The sequence below is a fragment of the Nitrospirota bacterium genome (assembly GCA_040757335.1).
Taxonomy (GTDB): Bacteria; Nitrospirota; Nitrospiria; order 2-01-FULL-66-17; family 2-01-FULL-66-17; genus JBFLXB01.
In genome coordinates this window covers 23,826-42,835 of the sequence record JBFLXB010000027.1, presented here as the reverse complement: position 1 = coordinate 42,835, position 19,010 = coordinate 23,826, and the positions used below count along the sequence as shown (strand labels likewise).

Here is a 19,010-nt window from a genome sequence, read left to right as displayed (position 1 = left end):
CAGATCTGACGACTTCAATTCTGACAAGCCCTGCTAGTGAAAGTCATGAGAGGGGACTACCTCGTGGCCCACTGCCAGCGGTTTGACCCGGCGCGCCTTGATGGCCACCACGCCGTCCTGGTTCTGCAACACGCCCTCGACCCAAAGGAACGGTTCGGTGACCAGCACCACGCGGTCGCGCTCGAACAGGCGCGGCGTAAAAATGAGATTGGCGATGCCTGTCTCGTCCTCCAGGCTCACGAAGAAAAACCCCTTGGCCGTGCCCGGCCGTTGGCGAGCGATCACCATGCCCGCGGTCCGGACCCAGCGGCCGTCCGGGATCGCGGCCAGGTTCTTGGCCGCCACGACGCCATCAGTCGCAAGTTCCCTCCGGCAGAGACGCATGGGATGCGGGCCGATCGTGAGACCGGTGCCGCCATAATCAGCGCTCAATCGTTCGGCGGTCGTCATGGGAGCCAGCGGTGACGGATCGGCAGTGGGCTCGATCCCCTCCAACAGCGGCCCCGTGGACCGCGCCGCGCGCTCGGCCTCCCACAAGGCAGCGCGGCGCTCGGGGGCCAGGCCGTTGAGCGCGCCGATCTCCGCCAGCACCCGGAGCTCCGGGGGGCTCGCGCCGGTCCGACGCGCGAAATCCTCGATCGAAGCGAACGGCCGGCGCTGACGCTCCGTCTCGATCCTAGCACCGACCTCCGCCCGCAGGCCTTTGACGCACAAGAGCCCGAGCCGCACCCCGCCATGCTCCACGGTGCAGCGCCAGGCCGAGCATCGGACGTTCACCGGCAGCATGCGCACGCCGCGACGCTGCGCGTCTTTGACCACCGTGGACACGTGGTAGAACCCCAGGGGCTGGTTGTTGATCAGCGCGGCGTAGAACGCCGGGGCGTGATGCGTTCGGAGGTACGCGCTCGCATAAGCCAACAAGGCAAAGCTCGCGGCGTGGGATTCAGGAAATCCATACAATGCGAACGCGGTGATCGCGCGCACGATCTCGTCCTGCGCCTTCCCGGTGATCCCATTGCGGCTCATTCCGCTGCGCAGGGCGGTTTCGAGTTCCCGCATCCGGATCTCGGAGCGTTTGAATCCCATGGCCCGGCGCAGTTCTTCGGCCTGCCCGCCGGTGAAGCCCGCCGCCACCATGGCGATCCGCAACAGTTGTTCCTGAAACAGCGGCACGCCCAACGTGCGTTTAAGAATCGGCTCCAACGACGGGTGGGCATAGGTCACCGGCTCGCGTCCGGCGCGGCGATTGAAATACGGATGTGCCATCTGCCCCACGATCGGCCCGGGCCGGATGATGGCCACCTGCACCACCAGGTCGTAGAAGCGCTCGGGTTTCATCCGCGGCAGCGACGCCATCTGCGCCCGGCTTTCGACTTGAAACAGTCCGATCGTGTCGGCCTTCTGGAGCGCGGCATAGACCGTGGGATCGTCCGGCGGCAGGTGCGCCAGGTCCACGTCGCCGCCTTGTCGCCGGATCAATCCGAGGCTTTCTTCCAGCACGGCCATCATGCCCAACCCCAACAAATCGACTTTCAGGATGCCGAGGTCCGCACAATCTTCCTTGTCCCATTGGATGACGACCCGGCCGGGCATGGTGGCAGGCTCCAAGGGCACGACCGCGTCCAGCCGGCCCTGGCAGAGCACCATCCCGCCCGAGTGCTGGCCGATGTGGCGCGGCAGGTCCTGGATCTTGCGCCACAATGCCACGAAGTGTCGGACCCTGGGATGCGCGGGGTCCACGCCGGCCTGCGACAACCGGCGCGTCATCTCGACCGGCGCTTCAAAATCTCCCCATTGGCTCACCAGCTTGGAAAGCCGGTCCAGCGCATCCGGTGGAAACCCGAGCGCCTTGCCCACTTCACGCGCCGCACTGCGGCCGCGGTAGGTAATGACGTTCGCGGTCATGGCTGCGCCGCGCTCGCCGTAGCGGCGATACAGGTACTGGATCACACGCTCGCGCTGCTCCCCGCTGGGCAGATCCAAGTCGATATCCGGCCACTCGCCCCGCTCCTCGGACAAGAACCGTTCGAACAGCAGCTCCATCCCCACCGGATCCACCGCGGTGATGCCGAGGCTGTAACAGACCGCGCTATTGGCGGCCGACCCGCGGCCCTGGACCAGAATGTTCTCTTTCCGGCAAAAGTCCACCACGTCCCAGACGATCAAGAAGTACCCGGCCAGTTCCAGCTTGGTGATCAAGGCCAACTCGCGCTCGATCTGGCGACGGGCCTTTTCGTGCAGAGGACGATAGCGGTCCTTTGCTCCCGCCCACGCGAGCTGATGCAGGTGCGAATCCATGGTTTCGCCGGGCGGAACCGGATAGTCGGGAAAGCGATACCCCAGGTCCTCCAACGTGAAGCGCAGGCGGTCAGCCAGCGCCACGGTATTGGCCACGGCCTCGGGATGATCGGCGAACAGCCGAGCCATCTCGAGGGGGGATTTCAGCCTTCGCTCGTCATTGGCCGCCAGCAAGCGCCCCGCGCAATCGAGCGGGACGCCGTAGCGGATAGCGGTGAGCACGTCCAGCAGCGGCTTGCTCTCCGCGTCCTCGTGCGTCACGCCGTTGGTCGCCAGGAGCGGCAACCCCGCGGTCGCGGCCAAGTCGACCAGCGCGAGATTGCGGGCTTCCTGCTCTCGATCGTGATGGCGTTGCAGTTCGACGTACACATTGCCGCGGCCGAACACCCCGACCAGCTGATCGAGCAGCCTGGGCCAGGTCTCGGGATGCCGCTGCGCCAACGCGCCCTCATCCCCGCCGGTCAGGCACACCAACCCGGCGGCGTGCGCTTCCAGGTCAGCCGGCGTGACCGCGGCCCGGCCCTTGGGCGCGCGAAGCTTCGCAGCCGTGATCATGCGGCAGAGGTTTTGATAACCGGCTCGACTCTCCACCAAGAGCGGCAGACGACCCCCGCCTTCCAGCGCCACCTCGGCGCCCACGATCGCACGGAGCCCGCGGGCCTTGGCCGCCCGGTAGAACCTGGGCGCCCCGTACACGCCGTCCCGATCCACCACGGCCAACGCCGGATACTCCAATTGGGAGGCGCGGTCCGCGAGGGTCTCGGGCAGCGCGCTGCTTTCTAAAAAACTGAACGTGCTCTTGGCGTGCAGCTCCACATACATCATATCGACCTAGTCGTAGATCCCCTCGACACACCATGTTCGGTGCGCGAGATCCCACACCAGTCGGATCACCGGCCCGCTGGTCAACTCCGCGTCCCACTCCTCGCGTCGCCACGACGTTTCGCCCCACCACTCGCCGCAGGTGCGCCAGGGCCCGGAGGCCACGCGGACCACGCTCTTCCACGGCCCGCCGAGGATTTCACGCGGCGAGCCGTCCGTGGCCGTCTCGACGTCGATATCAATGGGCGGCCGGATTCGGCGGAGCGCAGGCGTCGCAAGGGGGGAGGGAGACATCGCAACATGAGGCTGCACTCCTTCAAAGGGCTTCATCACGAATGCGTCCGGTCGGTGACTGTCCACCAGCACGGGGCTTCCCACGTGTTCGCGCCCGACCAGCGCCTCCAAGCGCGCCAGCGTGGCGGCCAATTGATCGGGGCTGACCAACGAGGCCGAAAACAAGGCGGCCTGCGCCAGGCGCGGGGCCGCCGGCTCGGCCTGGATCACCACCCGCTCGATCGCTGCGGATACGGGAGCGGAGCGCACGGCCTGCACCAGCAGCGGGAGCACGGCCCGGCTGTCCGCAAGGGGCGCGGCCAACGACAAGGGGATGTCCCGACACGATCGATCGGTCGACCCCAATCTGAGATGGACCGCGCCGAGCAACCAGCCGCGGACCGTGAGCCGCGCGACCAGCCGATCAAGCATCCCGCTCAACACGAACCCGAGCGCTTCCAGGTTGTCGATCGGCCATTCGAGGTCCATGGTTTCTTCCACGACCGCAGGAGGCTGATACGGGACCAACGGGTCGAGGTCTTCGCCCCGAGCGCGTCGCTGCAGGCGCCGCCCCTCCACGCCCAACCGCTCGGTCAACGCGGCGTTGGGAAGCGCCGCCAATTCACCCAACGTGCGGATGCCCCACCGGGTCAGCACCGAAATGAGGTCATCCGATGCGGGGAGGAGAGCGAGCGGGAGACCGGACAAGACGTCCGCCTCGCGACCGGGCGGAATCACGATCAGGGAGTTCACGGCCGTTGCCAGTCGAGCGGCGGTCCGCGTGGAGGCAATCGCCGCCGACGCCTCGAGCCCCGCCTCCTCGGCGCGGGCCGCGAGATCCTCGGCCACGCGGCGCTCGTCCGGATGCAGCCTGGAGAGCCCCTCCAGATCGAGACACACGATGCCGGCGCCGACGTGTTCCACCCGCGGCGAGACGCCCAACGCCACGTCGAGGAGGGCCGCCTGCGCCGAGGCTTCACACGCGGGGCTTCGCGGTACAACCGTGAGTCCTGGCACCCGCGCCTGGGCCTCCGCGGCCGGCATTGCGGGCACGACCCCGGCTCGCCGAGTCGACGCGTCCGCGTCAACCACGGTCAGCGCGGGCGCGCGGCCGGCAACAACCGCGACCGAACGGTGACGAAGATCAGGACGGGTGCGACGAATCGCGGCAACGGGAAACGCCGGCACCACGAGGCAGGCATAGCGATGGGGCATGGCGTAATCCCGTCATCCCGCGCGTCGCGACGCCGCGTTTCGTCCAGCCACCACGGGAGGCGCAGATCGAAGATCGCGCAACACCCGACACGTCGGGTGGCGTCCGGACCAGACCGCCGCCGCGCGAGAGAGGCGGAGAGTGGCGCTCGCCGAGGTTCCGGCGAGCGGGTGATCGGCCAACACGAGCAGGGCGGCAGGCGTGTGCTCGACCGCGCGCCGCAGACGAATATAGGCCGCGGCGGGTATGCGCCACAGCCGAGAACCCGACGCCCCCGCAAGATCGAGCACCACGACGCGCGCCCCGCCTCCACGAACCGCCGCGTCCGCGGCTTTGAACGCGATGTCGATGCGACCGCGACATCGCACCCACAGCAGGCGCGACAGCTCGACGCCTCTTCGTGCCGCGGACCAAGGGTCGAACGCGTCCACCGCATCGATATACGCCGCGGTGGCATGGCGGTTCGTCACCTGCGCCAAGAGCGCCGCGACCACGCTGGTCCGGCCCGACGACGGCGCGCCCGTCACTTCGGTCAGAGCCCCCACCGGAATTCCGCCGCCCAATCGGTCATCCACCCTCGACATCCCGAACGACAGCCGTTCGGTGGCCGGAGATTCCAGGATGGTCCGCGGCGGCAGCGCCTGGGCAAAGCCCTCCGCGCGCAACAATGATTCGAGTTCAGCACGAATGGAGAGGGACGCCATGACCGTGCAACCACGCTAGTCCAAGCGCCGGTACACCGCGACCACTTTCCCCTGAATCATCGTCGGAGCCGTCACGGTAATGGGCTCGAAGTCCGGATTCTCAGGATCCAATCGCCATCCACCTTTCCGGCGTCGCAACCGTTTCACCGTGGCTTCGTCGCCGATCAAGGCGACCACGATATCGCCGTCGTCCGCCACTTGCTGCTGGCGCGCAATCACGTAATCTCCATCCAGGATGCCGGCGCCGATCATGCTCTGCCCGCTGACGCGAAGGGCAAAGAGCTCCGCGCCGCCGGCCAGGCGTCCATCCACCCACAGATGATCCTCGATCCGCTCCTCGGCCAGGATCGGCTGTCCCGCCGCCACGCGCCCCACCACCGGCACGGACACGCCGTCCCGGCTCTCCCCCGCGCTCCGCCCACCGCCTGACACGACCTCGATCGCCCGCGACCCGCGATCCGCTCGACGAATCTGTCCTTTGCGTTCGAGGGCCTTGAGGTGCCCGAACACCCCGGCCGGTCCGATCTCAAATCGCGCCCCGATCTCCCTCACCGTGGGCGGCACTTGCTGGGCGTGGATATGCTCTTGGATAAACCGCAGGATGGCTTCCTGCCGTCTAGTGAGGGGGATCCGGGTCGCGCGTTCCACAGCGCTACTATAGTGAACAGATGTTCTCCAGTCAAGACCCGATTGATACTACCCTGGATCGGGCCCAGGGCGACGAGACATGCCCCGCGGTCAACAGCGGTCAGTGGTCCAGCGCGTCGTTTAAGATCTTGGCGAGCCGGATCCCGGCCTTGGCCAGCATGTCGTCCACCACCGGAAGCGCTTGGGCGGCGTACTCGTCACCGAGCGCGCGGTCAGGCGGGAGACGATAACTCGTCTCCACCGCCGCGCGATGCGACTCCGCCACCCAGTCCACGACGGTGCCGCGCTCGAGCTCGGACTCCACGTCGCGACCGATCCGGCCCGTCAGCCGCCGCGCATAGTCCGACACGCTCAGCCCCCGTCGCTCGATCAGTCCCGCGTCCCACACCGCGTGCAGGTTCCAGGGTTTCCCGGAAAATGGATTCAGGACCTCGCCGAAGAACACCACCTCCACATCGTTTCCTCCGCGGTCTCGGTTATCCGCGCAGTGCAGCGGCTGATGCAGATCTGCGACAAAATGCGCGACGAACCGAAGCGCCTCGGCCCGCTCGGCGCGAGCCCGTCGAGCGTCCGCCAGCACGCGCTGGAAGCGCTCCAGCGCGCCGACGATGCAGTCGCCGTTCCGGGGATGGGCACAATCGCGGGCAGGGTCATAGTCGGCGCGATCGAGCGGAATGTCCACGTAGTGCCACGGAGCCGTCTCCGGGCGGTCACGGCGGATGTCATCCGCCCACGTGGCGACATCGCGCAGCGTAGACGGTCCGATGAGGGACCGAACCGCCTCGTGCGTCGCGGGGTCCAGCCGCCCCTCCGCGACGATCGCCACCACGCGGTGGCCCTTGTCGCCCCACGCAAAGATCGGCTGCGCACCGAACAGGGTGACCGCGGTGGCGAGCGCTGCCTGGAGGACGAACCGGGGCGACGCAACACGCGCGAGTGCGGGACGGACAACCGATGGATGAGGGTATGGCAGACTGGGGCGGGTGAGCCGGCGGCTCATGAAAACGAACGGGAAATCTTCACGGTGACTGAGCGGACGGTGGGGCCTTTCACTCAGGCCGCAGCCCACTCGTCACGTGGTCGCGTGCTCCAAGCCGGCGGTCGCTTCGTCCAACCGGTGTTCCGAGCGCCGCTCCTTGACGGTGAGCACCGGGCACGGCGCGCGGCGCACCACCCGCTCGGTCGTTCCCCCTAGCAGCACGTGGCCCCAGCCGGACCGGCCGTGTGTGCCCATCACGATGAGGTCCGCGCCGGAGCGGTCCACCATGCCGAGGACCTCGTCTTCGACCGATCCCACCGCGACGTGCACTTCGGTCTTGACGCCACGCGCGCGGACCGACGTCGTCAAACGATTCAGGCGCTCCTGAAATTGCGCCAACACCCCGGTTCCCACGGCCGCCCCGTCGCCCAGGCCGCTGGCGATCGGGTCCACGACGTGGAGGAGGTGGACGGTGCCCCGTCTGGGCGCAGCCAGCGAGACCGCGTGTTGGAGCGCGGCGAGCGAACAGGAGCTGAAATCAACCGGGACCAGGACGGTTCGGACATCGAACATGGGCGGGCTCCTTTCCGAGGTGAGAAAGCCATCATGACTCTGACCACCGGGAGAAGGATCGACAACGGCGAGACGCTACCATATAGGGGGAGAAAAGCGCAACGGCACAAAAGTCGCTCGGGTGGGCGCCGCACGAGACTCGAACTAGGCTGGACCAGCTTGCCTGCTCCTTGCCCTCGTACCGGGCCTCAGGCGTTTATATCCGCCGTTTCGACAAGTACTTCAGAGTCTCAAGATCGCCAGAAATTAAGGCTTCTTTCTTCGCGCGCGTCCACGACTTGACCTGCACTTCCCGGCGCCTTGCTTCGACGAACGTTCCAAACTCCTCTTTGTAGACGACATCCGATGGTGGGTCCAAGATGGTCGTGCGGCACCCACGCCCGGAGAAATGATCTGCAAGTCGCTGTTCCAGGTAGGTGGTCGAGCCCGAATATAGCGCACCGGATTTGAGCCGAAGGATGTAGGACCATTCGATGCGACTTATGGCCAGCCATGAGTAAGCCCCGCCCTCTATGTAGAGGGCGGGGCGCATCGAATGGCTCCCCGGGCCGGATTCGAACCAGCGACCAATCGGTTAACAGCCGACCGCTCTGCCAGCTGAGCTACCGGGGAAAGACGGATTGTGGCGGGGATTATATCTGAAAGTGCCTTGCAAGTGTATCCCCTGCAGCACGCTGCGGGGAGCTTCGCTCAACCTTGTTTCTTGAGTTCCAAAATCACTTGTTTGGAAATTTCTTTGAGGGTCTCGAACACGCCGGTGCCGCTCATGGCGACGGCCTCGAACGACGGCACCTTCCGGGGATTCAGCGCCTTTTCCATTTCGGCGGTGGGCACCACATTGGGGAGATCGCGCTTATTGAACTGCACCACGAACGGAATCGTCTCGGGATTGAATCCCTGTTCCTGCAGGTTCTTGCGAAGATTCTCGATGCTCTCGACGTTGGCTTCCATCCGCTCAACCTGCGAATCGCCGACAAACACCACGCCGTCGACGCCGCGGAGAATCAACTTGCGGCTGGCATCGTAGAAGACCTGACCGGGTACGGTGTACAGGTGGAAACGAACCTTGAATCCGCGGATGCTGCCGAGGGACAGCGGCAAGAAGTCGAAGAACAACGTCCGCTCGGTTTCAGTGGCCAGCGAAATCATCTTGCCCTTACTGTCGGGATTCGTCTTCTTATAGATGTAGAGGAGGTTGGTGGTCTTCCCGCACAACCCAGGACCGTAATAAACGATCTTGCAGTTGATCTCGCGAGCCGAATAGTTGATAAAGGACATCGCCGATCACTCTCCTCAGCCGAACAGTTTCTCGATATCCTCTTCGGTGATCTCGGCGAACGGCGACTTCACCACCTGCTTGACGCCGCGCTCCTTCTCGACCTTCGCGAAGATCTGCTCGAAGAGCTTCACCAACACATCGGAAGACTTTTTCGCCCGGAGGCGCACCAGCCCCAGCGAGGACCGCTGGTCGAAGATCACGACCAGGATCACGCGCTGCCCGATCACCGAAATATGAATGTTGTCTCGCTCACCCTCATGGAAGAGGATGGAGAACTCCTTCTCCCCCAAGAGTTTGGCCATCCCCCCGGTGGCTGCGATGTTGCCGGCGGTCAGCGAAGCGAGCGAGGTCGTGTCGACCCCTTTGGTTTCGCCCACGCTGGTGATTAATTGACCGTTCTTGTCGACGAGGAAGGTGAGTTTGGCGTTGGCCTGCTCATGAAGCTTGGCAAGTTCGGCGTCGATGAGTTTGAACTCCTCTTCATACATCACCAGGCCGGAATCGGGCATGCCAAACCTCCAAAATCGGTGCTAGGTATAGCACACGATCAGTGATTGATCAAGAAAACCGGATGAGGACTCGGAGAATACTCTCTGATGGGATCATGTCAGCCGTCGAGCGCTTCCTCGTCGGCCAGGTCGTCGGGGGCCTCCGACTCGCCGCCGGTCGCCCGTTTGGCGTAGTGGTTGGCCCAGGTGAGATAGATGGCGCCGCTGTCCTTGACGGCTTGAACCCCGTTGACCGCCTCCCGGATCTGTTCCTCGGACTCCCCCAGCGCCCGGAGTTCGGCGATGCGGTGTTCAAATACTCGGGCCAGGGCGTCCATCGCGCGCGCAACCTGCAACAACGCCTGTTGGAAATCCTCGGTCATCCCTGCCTCCTGCCCTGAAAGCACAAACCCCCATGACGAACCGCCATGGGGGTCGCGGGAACTCCTGCCTCGCTACTGGTAGGCCTGGCCGAGGGCGGCCGCTTCCCCGGCTCTGCGGCTCAGATCGATCTCGCCGGTCGCGCCGTTGACGGGCGCCATCAGGATCGCGCTGTGCTTCGCGGCGTCGCATACGACCTTGCACAATTCGCAGCCCTTGCACCGGTTCACGACTACGTAGGCCTTCATTTTGGTCTGATCGAGTTTGATGCAGTCGGCCTCGGGGCAGTACATGATACACAACCGGCACCCCTTCTGGGCCACGCACTTCTCGTCTTCGACAAACGCGACGTTATACATTCACCCGTTCTCCGTTGTTCCTCGTCAGGCTGCGACCACGCTGTGCGCTTCCGCCCAGGCCGTCCCGAGTTCGTAGGCCTTGGTCATCGTCGCAAGATTCTTGGCCAGCAACTGCTCTTTTTTGGCAAACTTCTTCTTGATCGCTTCGTCGAGCGTCGCGGTTCCGCCGGACGCGACGTATTTCTTGCCAAACCGGTCCTGCAGCGCTTGATCGAGCGCCTGCATGGTCACGACTTTGGTGATGCCGGCCAGCGCGCCGATCATCGCCATATTGGTCGACAATTCCGTCCCCGCGATGTCCAGCGCCAATTTGGTGGCGTCGATGTAAAAGACCTTGACGTTCTGATCGTTGAGCGTCTTGACGTCGTCGTCGGACAGCAACGGCTCGATCGAGTTGATGATGATCAGCCCGTTGCGCCTGATCCCGGAGTAGAACGGCATGGTGTAGCTCTTACCCATGGTGATCACCTGCGGGTGGTACACCATGATGACCTCGGGGTAGACGATCTCGCCGCGGTCGTAGATCCGCTCATCCCCGATCCGCGCATAACTCTCGGCCGGTGCCATTCGTTTTTCCGCGCCGAAGAAGGGGTTAGAGATCGCAAATTTACCGTCCTTGTTGGCCGCCATGGCGAGCAGATGTGCCGACGTCACGGCGCCCTGTCCGCCGAGCCCGGAAATCCGGATGTTCAACCGCTTGGCCATGGTCGCTCCTCAGCTCTTGGCGGCCACTTGCGAAGCAGCCGCGGCTTTGCGTTTCGCCTCGAGGTCGGCCAAGTAGGCCTTGGCCTCGTCACTGATATATTCCTTAAATGCGAACCGCTGCGTGGGTTTCTCCGAGTCGCGCATCTCCTGGAGCCCTTCCATGCTCTGCTTGCCGATTTCCAGGATGCACGGCGTGTAGAGTTGGACGTAGGTCGGGCCAATCTCGCGTGCGATGTGGACCGCGTTCTTGATGACTTTCTCCACCCGGCCCGGTTGGCTCACCGTCATGTTCACAACATACGCGCATCCGGACTCCCGCGCGATTTCCGGCAGTCGCACCTTGTCGAACTTCTTGCCCACCGGCGCCATCTTGGCCACGAAGCCCTTCTGCATCAAGCCCGACTCCTGGCCGCCGGTATTGGCATACAGCTCGTTGTCGAAACAGATCGTAGTGAACTTCTCCTGCCGGAACCACGCCTGCAGCGTCATGTCCAATCCGATGTCCACGGTCGCTCCGTCGCCTGCGAGGACCACCACGTCCTTGACTCTGTTGGGGAAGCGCACGGTCAGCGCGCGCTTGAGGCCCGTGGCGATCGCGTTCTGGTTGCCGAACAGCGAGTGGATATTGTGCACCGCCACCATCGGAAACACCAGGCTGGTGCAACCAGTGGAGCCCACCATCACCGTATCTTCGGGAGCGGGCAGCGATGCCAGGATGTATCGGAAGGCCATGGACTCGGGGCAACCCGCGCAGAGCGAGTGCTCCTCGATCAATTCCTTGTGGACTCCGATGTCCTTCCAGCCGCGGTCTTCCTTGCCGTACGTGGCATCTTCCACCATGTCCCGATACTCCACGGGCATGATGTCGTAGAACTCTTCGTTGATGCGGATTTTGTCCTTACCCATGGACGAGTTCCCCCTTCCCGAGTTTGATCACCTTGTGGATCTCTTCCACGATCACTTCGGGCGGCATGGTCATGCCACCCGCCACGTGCGGTTTGGCAATCACGCGATCGTTACGCTCGATGACGGCCGAGACTTCGCGGGCCAGCCAGCCCACCACGTTGAACTCCGGCACGAAAATCCACTTGGCGTGTTTGGTGGCCTGGCGGATCTCCTCGGTCGGGAACGGGCGCAGGCTCTTGACCTTGACCAACCCCACCTTCAGGCCCTCGGCTTCCAGGAGGCGGATCGCCTCCCGTCCTTGCGAGACCGCGGTTCCAGAGGCCACGATCACGATGTCGTTGTTCACATTTTCGGTCTCGATCAAACCGCCCAGGAGCGAGGTGATGTGTTTACGCGACCGTTCGCACGCCGCGCGGATCTCCTGCTGCCACGACGCGTGCGTGGCATAGCTGATGTAGTTGGACTTCATGACGAACGGATCACGCATCATGCGCACCGGCGGACATTCCATATCCATACACGGCACCGGCGAGCGGTAGGGATCGTAGGGCGGCAGAGCCATGTCCGCAGGCGTCAGATTCACGGTGTCTTTGGTATGGGTCACGAAGAACCCGTCACAACACACCGCAAGAGGCAGGTGCACGTCGGGTTGCTCCGACACGATGTACCCCATCAAAATCCAGTCGAAGAAATCCTGCGCGGTTTCGGCGTGCCACACCAACATGCCGGTGTCCAGGATCATCCCGATCTCGAGCGTATCGGGCTGAATATTCAGCGGGGAGTTGATGCCACGGCAGGTCACGATCACCTGGATGGGAAGACGCGCGCCGGCCCACATCGGAAAGTTCTCGTACGCGCGCAGCGTACCTGGTCCCGCGGTAGTCGTGAAAACCCGCGCCCCCCCGAACGCCGCACCCGCACACTGCGACATCACGGCGAACTCGCTCTCGCCGCGCATGTAGTCGCCCACGTACCCTTCGGCGAAGAGTTCGCCGATCAACGCGGCGGCTTCGCTCTGCGGGGTGATTGGGTACGCCACCATGACGTCCACGCTGGCGCGTCGGATCGCCTCTTTGATTACCTCACTGCCGGTGAGAAACGCCGGGGTCCGTTGCGCTTCGAAGAAGAGGCGTTTGGGATCCGTATAGATCTGACCCTTCTTATTAGCGGTTCCGATGAGTGTCGGTGACTCCATGGCCCCCTCCCTATGGTGATGGACAACGCGCCCAGGCCGTGTGGTCTCGTGAGCGGGGAAAAAACTACCTAATCATAGTGCAGCCCCGACGAGATTGTCAATTGAATTCGGGGATTTGGAACGTTCGTGCGCGGCTCCCCGACCGCGCGATCACCTTACCGCGGATGCGCAAACCAAGTCAACGCGGCAAAAGCCCCTTCGCACCGAGAAAAAGACCCACCCGCCCACGTGCTCCTAGGGCTCCAGGCCCACCGGAGCGTGTTCAGGAAGGTGCATGGTCTTCCCGCGCACACTTTCAGAAGTCCCTCCTGCCCTCCAACGACTTGATGAGCGTCACATCGTCGGCAAACTCGAGGTCGATCCCGACCGGAATCCCGTAGGCCAGGCGGGTGACCTTGATGCCCAACGGCTTGATCAAACGGGTCAGGTAGAGCGCCGTGGCTTCGCCCTCGATGTTGGGGTCCGTGGCCATGATCACTTCCTGAACCTCGCCCCCGTTGAGGCGGTCCAGCAGTTCTTTGGCCTTGATGTCTTCCGGTCTGACGCCGTCCAGCGGAGAAATCGCCCCCAGCAACACGTGATACAGCCCGTGGTACTCGCCCGTGCGTTCGATCGCATAGACCGTGCTGGGCTCCTCCACCACCAAGATCCGCGTGCGGTCCCGTCCGGGGTCGGAACAGAGCTCACAGAGCGCGGCCTCGGTCATGTTTTGGCACACCGGGCAAAAGCGCATCCGCGCCTTCAGATCGAGAATGGCCTGGGCGATCGCCTCGGCCTCACCCTCGGGCATTTTCAGGAGGTAGAAGCCGAGACGCTGCGCGGTTTTTTGCCCGATGCCTGGCAACCGCTTAAACGAATCCACTACCCGTTGAAAGACACCGTTGACCATCAGCCGTCCACAGTGCTCAGAAGACGCGAAAGGCCACCCCCTCCCTTGCCCTCCCCCCTTGAGGGGGAGGGGAGGGGAGGGTGGGGGGTGCATTGTCACGCCGCAGGATGAACCACCGGCTCATGGCTGTTCACATCAACCCTGGAATGTTGAGCCCCAACCCCCCGGTGATCCCCTTCATCTCCTCCGCCATCATCGCCTGCGCTTTCTTCAACGCGTCGTTGACACCCGCCACGATCAGGTCTTGCAGCATCTCCTGATCCTGGGCCTTCACCACTTCGGGGTCCAATTTGATGGACAGCACCTCCTGACGGCCGTTGGCCACGACCGTGACCATTCCCCCGCCGGCCGACCCCTCGACGGTTTTCCGCCCGACTTCTTCCTGTAGCTTCGCCATCCGCTCTTGAAGCGCCTGAGCCTGGCGCAAGAGATCACCCATCATTCGTTTGTTCCCCAACATGGTCCCGCCTCCGCGTCACGCCTCGTCTTCACGTCGATCCCCGCGCCGTCCCAGATCCCGGATCTCCATCACCTCGCCGCCGAATATCGTCAACGCGTCTTTGACCACGGGATGCGCCATCACCTCGGAGAGCGCCGATTGGCGCGACTCGGTGCCGCGATCATCAGGAGGGGTCCGGCCGATGGGCGCCCGCGTGTCGGTGCGTTCGGAGGAGGCGCGCCGTCCGGGCGCGCCGTCGCGCGGGGCGTCCGCAGCGCGACGGATACGAAACGCGACGTCACGGCCCACGAGTTCCTTCAGGAGTCGACCGACATACGCCTGGTTATCATCCCGAGACGCCAAGTCAGCGGCCCAGGCGTCCTGTTGCACATACTCCACCGCCAATTCACTCTCCCCACCGGCGATCGGCCGACCGCTGCGAAGGTACGACTCCAAATGGGGCTTTTCTTCCGCGACCCGTTGCATGACCAGGCGCCACAGGTGGTCCGCGTCCGGCATCGGTCCCACGATCGGTTGATTCGCCGCCTGTTCCGGTGCAGCAGTGGGTTTCGGTGGGGGAGCGGCGGCCACCGGCTGCGCGGAAGGCGGTCGTGCCGACGGTGGCTGCGGCGTCCCCGGCTCGATCCCTGAACCGATCGCCTCGACCCGCGCGATGAGGCGTTCGATGGGTTCCAACGCCACCACCCGCGTGGCCTTCACCAACGCCATTTCCAAGGTGAAGGGCGGATACATCGCAAACCGGATGTCCTCTTGGGCTTGCGAAAACACGCTGAAGAGTCGAACCAGCTCATCCAACTCGAATGACGCCGCGGCGGTCCGCAACTCGTCGACTTCCTCTCGCGGGAGATCGATCGCTTCCGCCGCCTTGCCCCCCAGCTTGAGGACGGTCAGATGACGGACGTACTCGACCAGGTCCGCACACAGCAACTTGACGTCGTGCCCGTGGTCGAACAACGCGCGTGCCGCCGTCAGCGCCGCCGCCGCGTCTTTGTCGCAGATCGCCCGCGTCAACGCCGAAAACCCCTCGCGATCCACCACGCCCAGCATGGCCACGACATCGCCTTCTCGGACCGTGGACCCGCTGGCCGCCACGACCTGGTCCACCACGCTCAGCGCGTCGCGCACGCTGCCCTCCGATACCTTGGCGATCAGCGCCAACGCGCGCTCTTCGATGTCCAGCCCCTCGGCAGCCGCGATCTTGCCGAGTTGCGCCATCATATCCAGCCGCCCCACCCGCTTGAAATGAAAGTGCTGGCAACGCGACAGGATCGTGGGCAGGATCTTGTGGGATTCGGTGGTGGCGAAGAGGAAAATCAAATGCGGAGGGGGTTCCTCGAGCGTCTTGAGCAACGCATTGAACGCCGCGTTGGACAACATGTGCACTTCATCGATGATGTAGATCTTGTAACGCCCCTGAAACGGCACGTACTTGACCTGCTCGCGCAGCTCGCGCACGTCGTCGACGCCGGTGTTGGACGCGCCGTCGATTTCGAGCACGTCGACCGACGCTCCGGCCGCGATGTCGCGACACGACGGACACTGCCCGCACGGAGTCGGTGTCGGCTGCGCGGCGGCGGAGCAGTTGAGCGCCTTGGCGAGGATTCTGGCGGTCGTGGTCTTGCCCACGCCGCGCGGCCCGGAAAACAAGTAGGCTTGCGCGAGGCGGTTCGAGGTGATCGCGTTGATCAGCGTGCGGGTCACGTGCTCCTGCCCGACCACTTCCGCAAAACCTTGCGGCCGCCACTTACGCGAGAGAATTTGGTACGTCATCGGTTTGGCACAGCGCGATGCGGCCGGACGCTCGGATCGAGCCGTCCGGCCGCCGTCGCGATCAGAGAAAGAAGACCAGGCTGGTCTGCGGCACCCAGGAGGATCTCCTTACCGTTGCTTCCTTCCGGACCTGGCGGGGTTCGAAGTCTCCTGTCGCACAGGGCCCGGTCTTCTTTTGCGAGAGTGATCGAGGCAACATCACGCCCATTGTACACAACATACGGCACTCAGCGGAGAGAGGGGGATTTGAACCCCCGAGGAAGCTTTTGGCCCCCTACACGATTTCCAGTCGTGCTCCTTCAGCCGGGCTCGGACATCTCTCCCTACCCTACCGAGCGTGCTCCATTGTGACATCGGAGTCAGCGTTCCAACTACACTGCTCAACACCAAATGATCTCGCAGCCTCGGCCCTGGGACTGCGGGCCTACGTTGCGCTACGCAAGCGAGGATGGGCGGAGAGAGAGGGATTTGAACCCCCGGTGGAGTTACCCCCACATCTGATTTCGAGTCAGACGCCTTCAACCGGACTCGGCCATCTCTCCTTTCCTCGCTTGCCCACAAAAAAATCGCTGAGCACCCGCCCGCACGCCTCGGCCATGACGCCGCCGATGATCTCCGGGCGATGGTTGAACCGTCTTGGTTCGAACAGATCCACGACCGACCCGCACGCTCCGGCCTTGGGATCAGCCGCACCGTACACGACGCGATCGACGCGCGCCAGAATCATCGCGCCCGCGCACATCGGGCACGGCTCCAGGGTCACGTACACCGTCGCGCCGGACAGACGCCAGCGGCCGAGGGTTGTGGCCGCGTCGCGCAACGCGATCAACTCCGCGTGGGCGGTGGGATCGCGGTCGCTTTCGCGGCGGTTGCGGGCGCGGGCAACGACTTCTCCGTCCAGCACCACGATCGCGCCCACCGGCGCTTCATCTTCCTGCGCCGCAGCCTTGGCTTCTTGCAGCGCGAGCCCCATCCACTGCTCGTCCACGGCCGCCGCGGTCATCTCAACGTTCATCGAAACCGGTTCCGCAAAGCACGACATTCTAGACAGCCACCTGGGCAAAGTCAAGAAAATCGACGGTATTTCAGGCGTTTGACGGCCTCACTCCGCATTCGTATACTCGCCTCCTCATGAGCGACACCCGCTCCATGTTCTCGCTGCCGCGAACCGTGGTGATGCTCGGGGTGGTCAGTCTGTTGACCGACGCCAGCAGCGAGATGATCTACCCGTTGCTGCCCCTGTTCCTGGTCACCACGCTCGGGACCAGCGCCACGTTCATCGGATTGATCGAAGGCGTGGCGGAGAGCACGGCCAGCTTGCTCAAGCTCGCGTCGGGATGGTGGTCGGACCGTCTGGGACGACGCAAGCCGATCGTGGTCGCGGGATATACCCTTTCGGCGTGCGCGCGACCCTTGGTCGCGCTCGCCGGCGCGGGCTGGCACGTGTTGGTGATTCGCTTTACCGACCGCGTGGGCAAAGGCGTGCGCACGGCTCCGCGCGACGCGTTACTGGCCGTCTCCACCCAACCGGACTCCTGGGGCAAAGCCTTCGGATTCCACCGCGCCATGGACCACACCGGCGCCATCATCGGCCCGCTCATTGCCTCGGCGTTGCTGGCCTGGGTGCTGACGGATCTGCGAGTCCTCTTCGCGCTGGCTGCCATTCCCGGCATCCTGGCGGTCGCACTGTTGGTGACGGCCGTGAAGGAACCGTCGGTAGCCTCTCCCTCCGCCGACCCACCGATCCGTCTCAGCCTTGCCCCGTTCTCGCCGCGGTTCAAGGCCGTGCTCGGCGTGGTGACCTTGTTCACCCTGGGCAACTCCAGCGACGCGTTCTTGTTGCTCAAAGCCAACGCAGCCGGCATCGGCGCTGCCTCGATTCCGCTGCTGTGGATTGTCCTGCACCTGAGCAAGGCCGTCAGTTCAACACCTGCTGGGGCGCTATCCGATCGAGTCGGCAGACCCCGACTCATCATTGCGGGATGGCTGGTCTATGCCGCGGTGTATGCGGGCTTTGCGATGGCGGATGCCGCCTGGCAAATCTGGCTATTGTTCGCCGTTTACGGGCTGTTCTTCGGCTTGACCGAGGGCGTGGAAAAGGCCTACGTCGCGGACCTCGCCCCCGCTGAACATCGCGGAACCGCCTACGGCCTGTACCACGCCGCCGTGGGCGTGGCCGCCCTGCCCTCAAGCCTGCTCATGGGGCTGATTTGGGAGCAGGTGAGTCCCGCCGCAGCATTTTCGTTCGGCGCCACCCTGGCCCTGCTCGCCTCGGTCCTGTTCTTGACCGCGCTTCGCGCCCCTGAGCGCACAAACGAGAATCAGGCTTCGCCAGTTTAAGGCTCTGGAATCTGGAGATCTCGGCAGATTTTGCGTGCCAGAAAGTCGTTGATCTCGCGATGGCGAGGAACCGTCGAGGTCTTTTGCGCGGCCCGGTTCACATAGACGCTGTGGCTACCGCCTTCACGCAACAGCACACAACCGTGCACTTCCAAATGGCGGATAAGGTCACGCCGTTTCACGCAGCGGTGATGGACAGCGGCTCGCGGATCACATCTTGACCCCGCAGGGATTCTTCAGCAAGTGTCCGATTGGCTTCCAAGACTAACGCCACCGCTTCCTGCAAGTTGGCCCGTGCTTCTTCGAGGGTGGCGCCCTGCGTGTTAGCCCCGGGCAGCTCTTCCACAAACCCGATATACCCTTCCGGAACAGTTCTAAATACAGCCGTCAGTCGTATCTGCATCGCAATCACCCCTATCTACGGAGAAATTTATCACGGAAACCCGGGAAATTGATAGCGATGGGACAACGATCGCCATTCCCGAATTCACCCCGCAATCTTTCTAGCCCCAGAAGATTCAAGATATATTCCGATTCCTCTTTGGAGTCAATCGGGTACGGATACGATTGATACCCGGACGTGTTTAAATACGTCTCCTGGCTTGGTGGGACCGAGACCACGGTCCTCGACCAATTTCGGCGGGCAATCCGGTTTTGCCAGCATCGCACTTACCCTTTGGGGCTAGACACCCCCATACTGGCGCGTATCAAAGAAAATACCAAAGAAA

At 63.9% G+C, this 19,010-nt stretch carries 21 protein-coding genes, 3 tRNA genes and 1 other RNA gene; 1 reads left to right on the top strand and 24 read right to left on the bottom strand.

Annotation, left to right across the window (positions count from 1 at the left end; genetic code table 11):
• Window positions 1–33: 33 nt before the first annotated feature.
• From AB1451_13300 to tadA, 22 genes are all read right to left on the bottom strand, one after another.
• Window positions 34–3,123 carry an error-prone DNA polymerase gene (locus AB1451_13300; protein MEW6683874.1) on the bottom strand — a complete coding sequence of 1,030 codons (3,090 nt, stop codon included), beginning with the start codon at window positions 3,121–3,123 and terminating at the stop codon, window positions 34–36.
• Window positions 3,124–3,129: 6 nt separating this feature from the next.
• Window positions 3,130–4,608, bottom strand: coding sequence for a DNA polymerase Y family protein (locus tag AB1451_13295; GenBank protein ID MEW6683873.1), 1,479 nt, complete (start codon window positions 4,606–4,608; stop codon window positions 3,130–3,132).
• A gap of 12 nt (window positions 4,609–4,620) precedes the next feature.
• Window positions 4,621–5,310, bottom strand: coding sequence for a hypothetical protein (locus AB1451_13290; GenBank protein ID MEW6683872.1), 690 nt, complete (start codon window positions 5,308–5,310; stop codon window positions 4,621–4,623).
• 15 nt (window positions 5,311–5,325) lie between these two features.
• Window positions 5,326–5,958, bottom strand: a complete 633-nt coding sequence (gene lexA, locus AB1451_13285) for a transcriptional repressor LexA (GenBank protein ID MEW6683871.1) — start codon at window positions 5,956–5,958, stop codon at window positions 5,326–5,328.
• Window positions 5,959–6,058: 100 nt separating this feature from the next.
• Window positions 6,059–6,958 carry a S1/P1 nuclease gene (locus tag AB1451_13280; protein ID MEW6683870.1) on the bottom strand — a complete coding sequence of 300 codons (900 nt, stop codon included), beginning with the start codon at window positions 6,956–6,958 and terminating at the stop codon, window positions 6,059–6,061.
• Between the two features lie 72 nt (window positions 6,959–7,030).
• A complete protein-coding gene (locus AB1451_13275) occupies window positions 7,031–7,510 on the bottom strand; it encodes a universal stress protein (GenBank protein MEW6683869.1) in 480 nt (159 codons plus the stop codon).
• A gap of 196 nt (window positions 7,511–7,706) precedes the next feature.
• The gene (locus tag AB1451_13270; protein MEW6683868.1) at window positions 7,707–8,042 is read right to left on the bottom strand and encodes a GIY-YIG nuclease family protein; all 336 of its coding nucleotides are present in this window, start codon (window positions 8,040–8,042) and stop codon (window positions 7,707–7,709) included.
• 4 nt (window positions 8,043–8,046) lie between these two features.
• Window positions 8,047–8,122: transfer RNA gene (locus AB1451_13265), tRNA-Asn, on the bottom strand.
• Window positions 8,123–8,200: 78 nt separating this feature from the next.
• The gene (locus AB1451_13260) at window positions 8,201–8,788 is read right to left on the bottom strand and encodes a GTPase domain-containing protein (GenBank protein MEW6683867.1); all 588 of its coding nucleotides are present in this window, start codon (window positions 8,786–8,788) and stop codon (window positions 8,201–8,203) included.
• A gap of 15 nt (window positions 8,789–8,803) precedes the next feature.
• Window positions 8,804–9,298, bottom strand: a complete 495-nt coding sequence (locus tag AB1451_13255) for a roadblock/LC7 domain-containing protein (protein ID MEW6683866.1) — start codon at window positions 9,296–9,298, stop codon at window positions 8,804–8,806.
• 98 nt (window positions 9,299–9,396) lie between these two features.
• The gene (locus AB1451_13250) at window positions 9,397–9,660 is read right to left on the bottom strand and encodes a hypothetical protein (GenBank protein ID MEW6683865.1); all 264 of its coding nucleotides are present in this window, start codon (window positions 9,658–9,660) and stop codon (window positions 9,397–9,399) included.
• Between the two features lie 72 nt (window positions 9,661–9,732).
• Window positions 9,733–10,017 carry a pyruvate ferredoxin oxidoreductase gene (locus tag AB1451_13245; GenBank protein ID MEW6683864.1) on the bottom strand — a complete coding sequence of 95 codons (285 nt, stop codon included), beginning with the start codon at window positions 10,015–10,017 and terminating at the stop codon, window positions 9,733–9,735.
• Window positions 10,018–10,041: 24 nt separating this feature from the next.
• Window positions 10,042–10,722, bottom strand: coding sequence for a 2-oxoacid:acceptor oxidoreductase family protein (locus tag AB1451_13240; protein ID MEW6683863.1), 681 nt, complete (start codon window positions 10,720–10,722; stop codon window positions 10,042–10,044).
• A 9-nt stretch (window positions 10,723–10,731) separates the two neighbouring features.
• Entirely contained in the window at window positions 10,732–11,628 is an 897-nt protein-coding gene (locus AB1451_13235) for a thiamine pyrophosphate-dependent enzyme (protein MEW6683862.1), read from the bottom strand.
• Window positions 11,621–12,823 carry a transketolase C-terminal domain-containing protein gene (locus AB1451_13230; GenBank protein ID MEW6683861.1) on the bottom strand — a complete coding sequence of 401 codons (1,203 nt, stop codon included), beginning with the start codon at window positions 12,821–12,823 and terminating at the stop codon, window positions 11,621–11,623. The genes AB1451_13235 and AB1451_13230 overlap by 8 nt, the downstream gene beginning before the upstream one ends.
• A gap of 295 nt (window positions 12,824–13,118) precedes the next feature.
• Entirely contained in the window at window positions 13,119–13,712 is a 594-nt protein-coding gene (gene recR / locus AB1451_13225; GenBank protein MEW6683860.1) for a recombination mediator RecR, read from the bottom strand.
• A gap of 130 nt (window positions 13,713–13,842) precedes the next feature.
• Window positions 13,843–14,172, bottom strand: coding sequence for a YbaB/EbfC family nucleoid-associated protein (locus AB1451_13220; GenBank protein ID MEW6683859.1), 330 nt, complete (start codon window positions 14,170–14,172; stop codon window positions 13,843–13,845).
• Window positions 14,173–14,187: 15 nt separating this feature from the next.
• Window positions 14,188–15,942 carry a DNA polymerase III subunit gamma/tau gene (gene dnaX / locus AB1451_13215; GenBank protein ID MEW6683858.1) on the bottom strand — a complete coding sequence of 585 codons (1,755 nt, stop codon included), beginning with the start codon at window positions 15,940–15,942 and terminating at the stop codon, window positions 14,188–14,190.
• Between the two features lie 70 nt (window positions 15,943–16,012).
• Window positions 16,013–16,112: signal recognition particle sRNA small type (gene ffs, locus AB1451_13210), an RNA gene on the bottom strand.
• Between the two features lie 61 nt (window positions 16,113–16,173).
• Window positions 16,174–16,265: transfer RNA gene (locus AB1451_13205), tRNA-Ser, on the bottom strand.
• 130 nt (window positions 16,266–16,395) lie between these two features.
• Window positions 16,396–16,484, bottom strand: a tRNA-Ser gene (locus AB1451_13200).
• Complete coding sequence (tadA, locus tag AB1451_13195; GenBank protein ID MEW6683857.1) at window positions 16,451–16,957, bottom strand: tRNA adenosine(34) deaminase TadA; 507 nt, start codon at window positions 16,955–16,957, stop codon at window positions 16,451–16,453. Before tadA ends, AB1451_13200 begins: the two co-directional genes overlap by 34 nt.
• A 116-nt stretch (window positions 16,958–17,073) precedes the next feature.
• On the opposite strand from tadA, the gene AB1451_13190 reads away from it, so the two are divergent.
• The gene (locus AB1451_13190) at window positions 17,074–18,282 is read left to right on the top strand and encodes an MFS transporter (GenBank protein ID MEW6683856.1); all 1,209 of its coding nucleotides are present in this window, start codon (window positions 17,074–17,076) and stop codon (window positions 18,280–18,282) included.
• Here AB1451_13190 and AB1451_13185 read toward each other — a convergent pair.
• Together AB1451_13185 and AB1451_13180 are read right to left on the bottom strand one after the other, a co-directional pair.
• Window positions 18,279–18,464: a type II toxin-antitoxin system HicA family toxin gene (locus AB1451_13185; protein ID MEW6683855.1), complete on the bottom strand. Its 186-nt coding sequence runs from the start codon at window positions 18,462–18,464 to the stop codon at window positions 18,279–18,281. The two genes, AB1451_13190 and AB1451_13185, sit on opposite strands and share 4 nt — an antisense overlap.
• Window positions 18,461–18,685 (bottom strand): type II toxin-antitoxin system HicB family antitoxin, encoded by a 225-nt coding sequence (locus AB1451_13180; GenBank protein MEW6683854.1) that lies wholly within the window; start codon window positions 18,683–18,685, stop codon window positions 18,461–18,463. Before AB1451_13180 ends, AB1451_13185 begins: the two co-directional genes overlap by 4 nt.
• Window positions 18,686–19,010 lie beyond the last annotated feature (325 nt).

Excerpts from the sequence above, each read along its gene's own strand:
- AB1451_13240 (MEW6683863.1), bottom strand. The coding sequence starts at position 10,722 with ATGGCCAAGCGGTTGAACATCCGGATTTCCGGGCTCGGCGGACAGGGC.
- AB1451_13270 (MEW6683868.1), bottom strand. The coding sequence starts at position 8,042 with ATGCGCCCCGCCCTCTACATAGAGGGCGGGGCTTACTCATGGCTGGCC.
- AB1451_13245 (MEW6683864.1), bottom strand. The coding sequence starts at position 10,017 with ATGTATAACGTCGCGTTTGTCGAAGACGAGAAGTGCGTGGCCCAGAAG.
- dnaX (MEW6683858.1), bottom strand. The coding sequence starts at position 15,942 with ATGACGTACCAAATTCTCTCGCGTAAGTGGCGGCCGCAAGGTTTTGCG.
- AB1451_13190 (MEW6683856.1), top strand. The coding sequence starts at position 17,074 with ATGAGCGACACCCGCTCCATGTTCTCGCTGCCGCGAACCGTGGTGATG.
- AB1451_13295 (MEW6683873.1), bottom strand. The coding sequence starts at position 4,608 with ATGCCCCATCGCTATGCCTGCCTCGTGGTGCCGGCGTTTCCCGTTGCC.
- AB1451_13255 (MEW6683866.1), bottom strand. The coding sequence starts at position 9,298 with ATGCCCGATTCCGGCCTGGTGATGTATGAAGAGGAGTTCAAACTCATC.
- AB1451_13180 (MEW6683854.1), bottom strand. The coding sequence starts at position 18,685 with ATGCAGATACGACTGACGGCTGTATTTAGAACTGTTCCGGAAGGGTAT.
- AB1451_13300 (MEW6683874.1), bottom strand. The coding sequence starts at position 3,123 with ATGATGTATGTGGAGCTGCACGCCAAGAGCACGTTCAGTTTTTTAGAA.
- AB1451_13260 (MEW6683867.1), bottom strand. The coding sequence starts at position 8,788 with ATGTCCTTTATCAACTATTCGGCTCGCGAGATCAACTGCAAGATCGTT.
- AB1451_13235 (MEW6683862.1), bottom strand. The coding sequence starts at position 11,628 with ATGGGTAAGGACAAAATCCGCATCAACGAAGAGTTCTACGACATCATG.
- AB1451_13250 (MEW6683865.1), bottom strand. The coding sequence starts at position 9,660 with ATGACCGAGGATTTCCAACAGGCGTTGTTGCAGGTTGCGCGCGCGATG.
- AB1451_13220 (MEW6683859.1), bottom strand. The coding sequence starts at position 14,172 with ATGTTGGGGAACAAACGAATGATGGGTGATCTCTTGCGCCAGGCTCAG.
- AB1451_13275 (MEW6683869.1), bottom strand. The coding sequence starts at position 7,510 with ATGTTCGATGTCCGAACCGTCCTGGTCCCGGTTGATTTCAGCTCCTGT.
- recR (MEW6683860.1), bottom strand. The coding sequence starts at position 13,712 with ATGGTCAACGGTGTCTTTCAACGGGTAGTGGATTCGTTTAAGCGGTTG.
- AB1451_13290 (MEW6683872.1), bottom strand. The coding sequence starts at position 5,310 with ATGGCGTCCCTCTCCATTCGTGCTGAACTCGAATCATTGTTGCGCGCG.
- AB1451_13230 (MEW6683861.1), bottom strand. The coding sequence starts at position 12,823 with ATGGAGTCACCGACACTCATCGGAACCGCTAATAAGAAGGGTCAGATC.
- tadA (MEW6683857.1), bottom strand. The coding sequence starts at position 16,957 with ATGAACGTTGAGATGACCGCGGCGGCCGTGGACGAGCAGTGGATGGGG.
- AB1451_13280 (MEW6683870.1), bottom strand. The coding sequence starts at position 6,958 with ATGAGCCGCCGGCTCACCCGCCCCAGTCTGCCATACCCTCATCCATCG.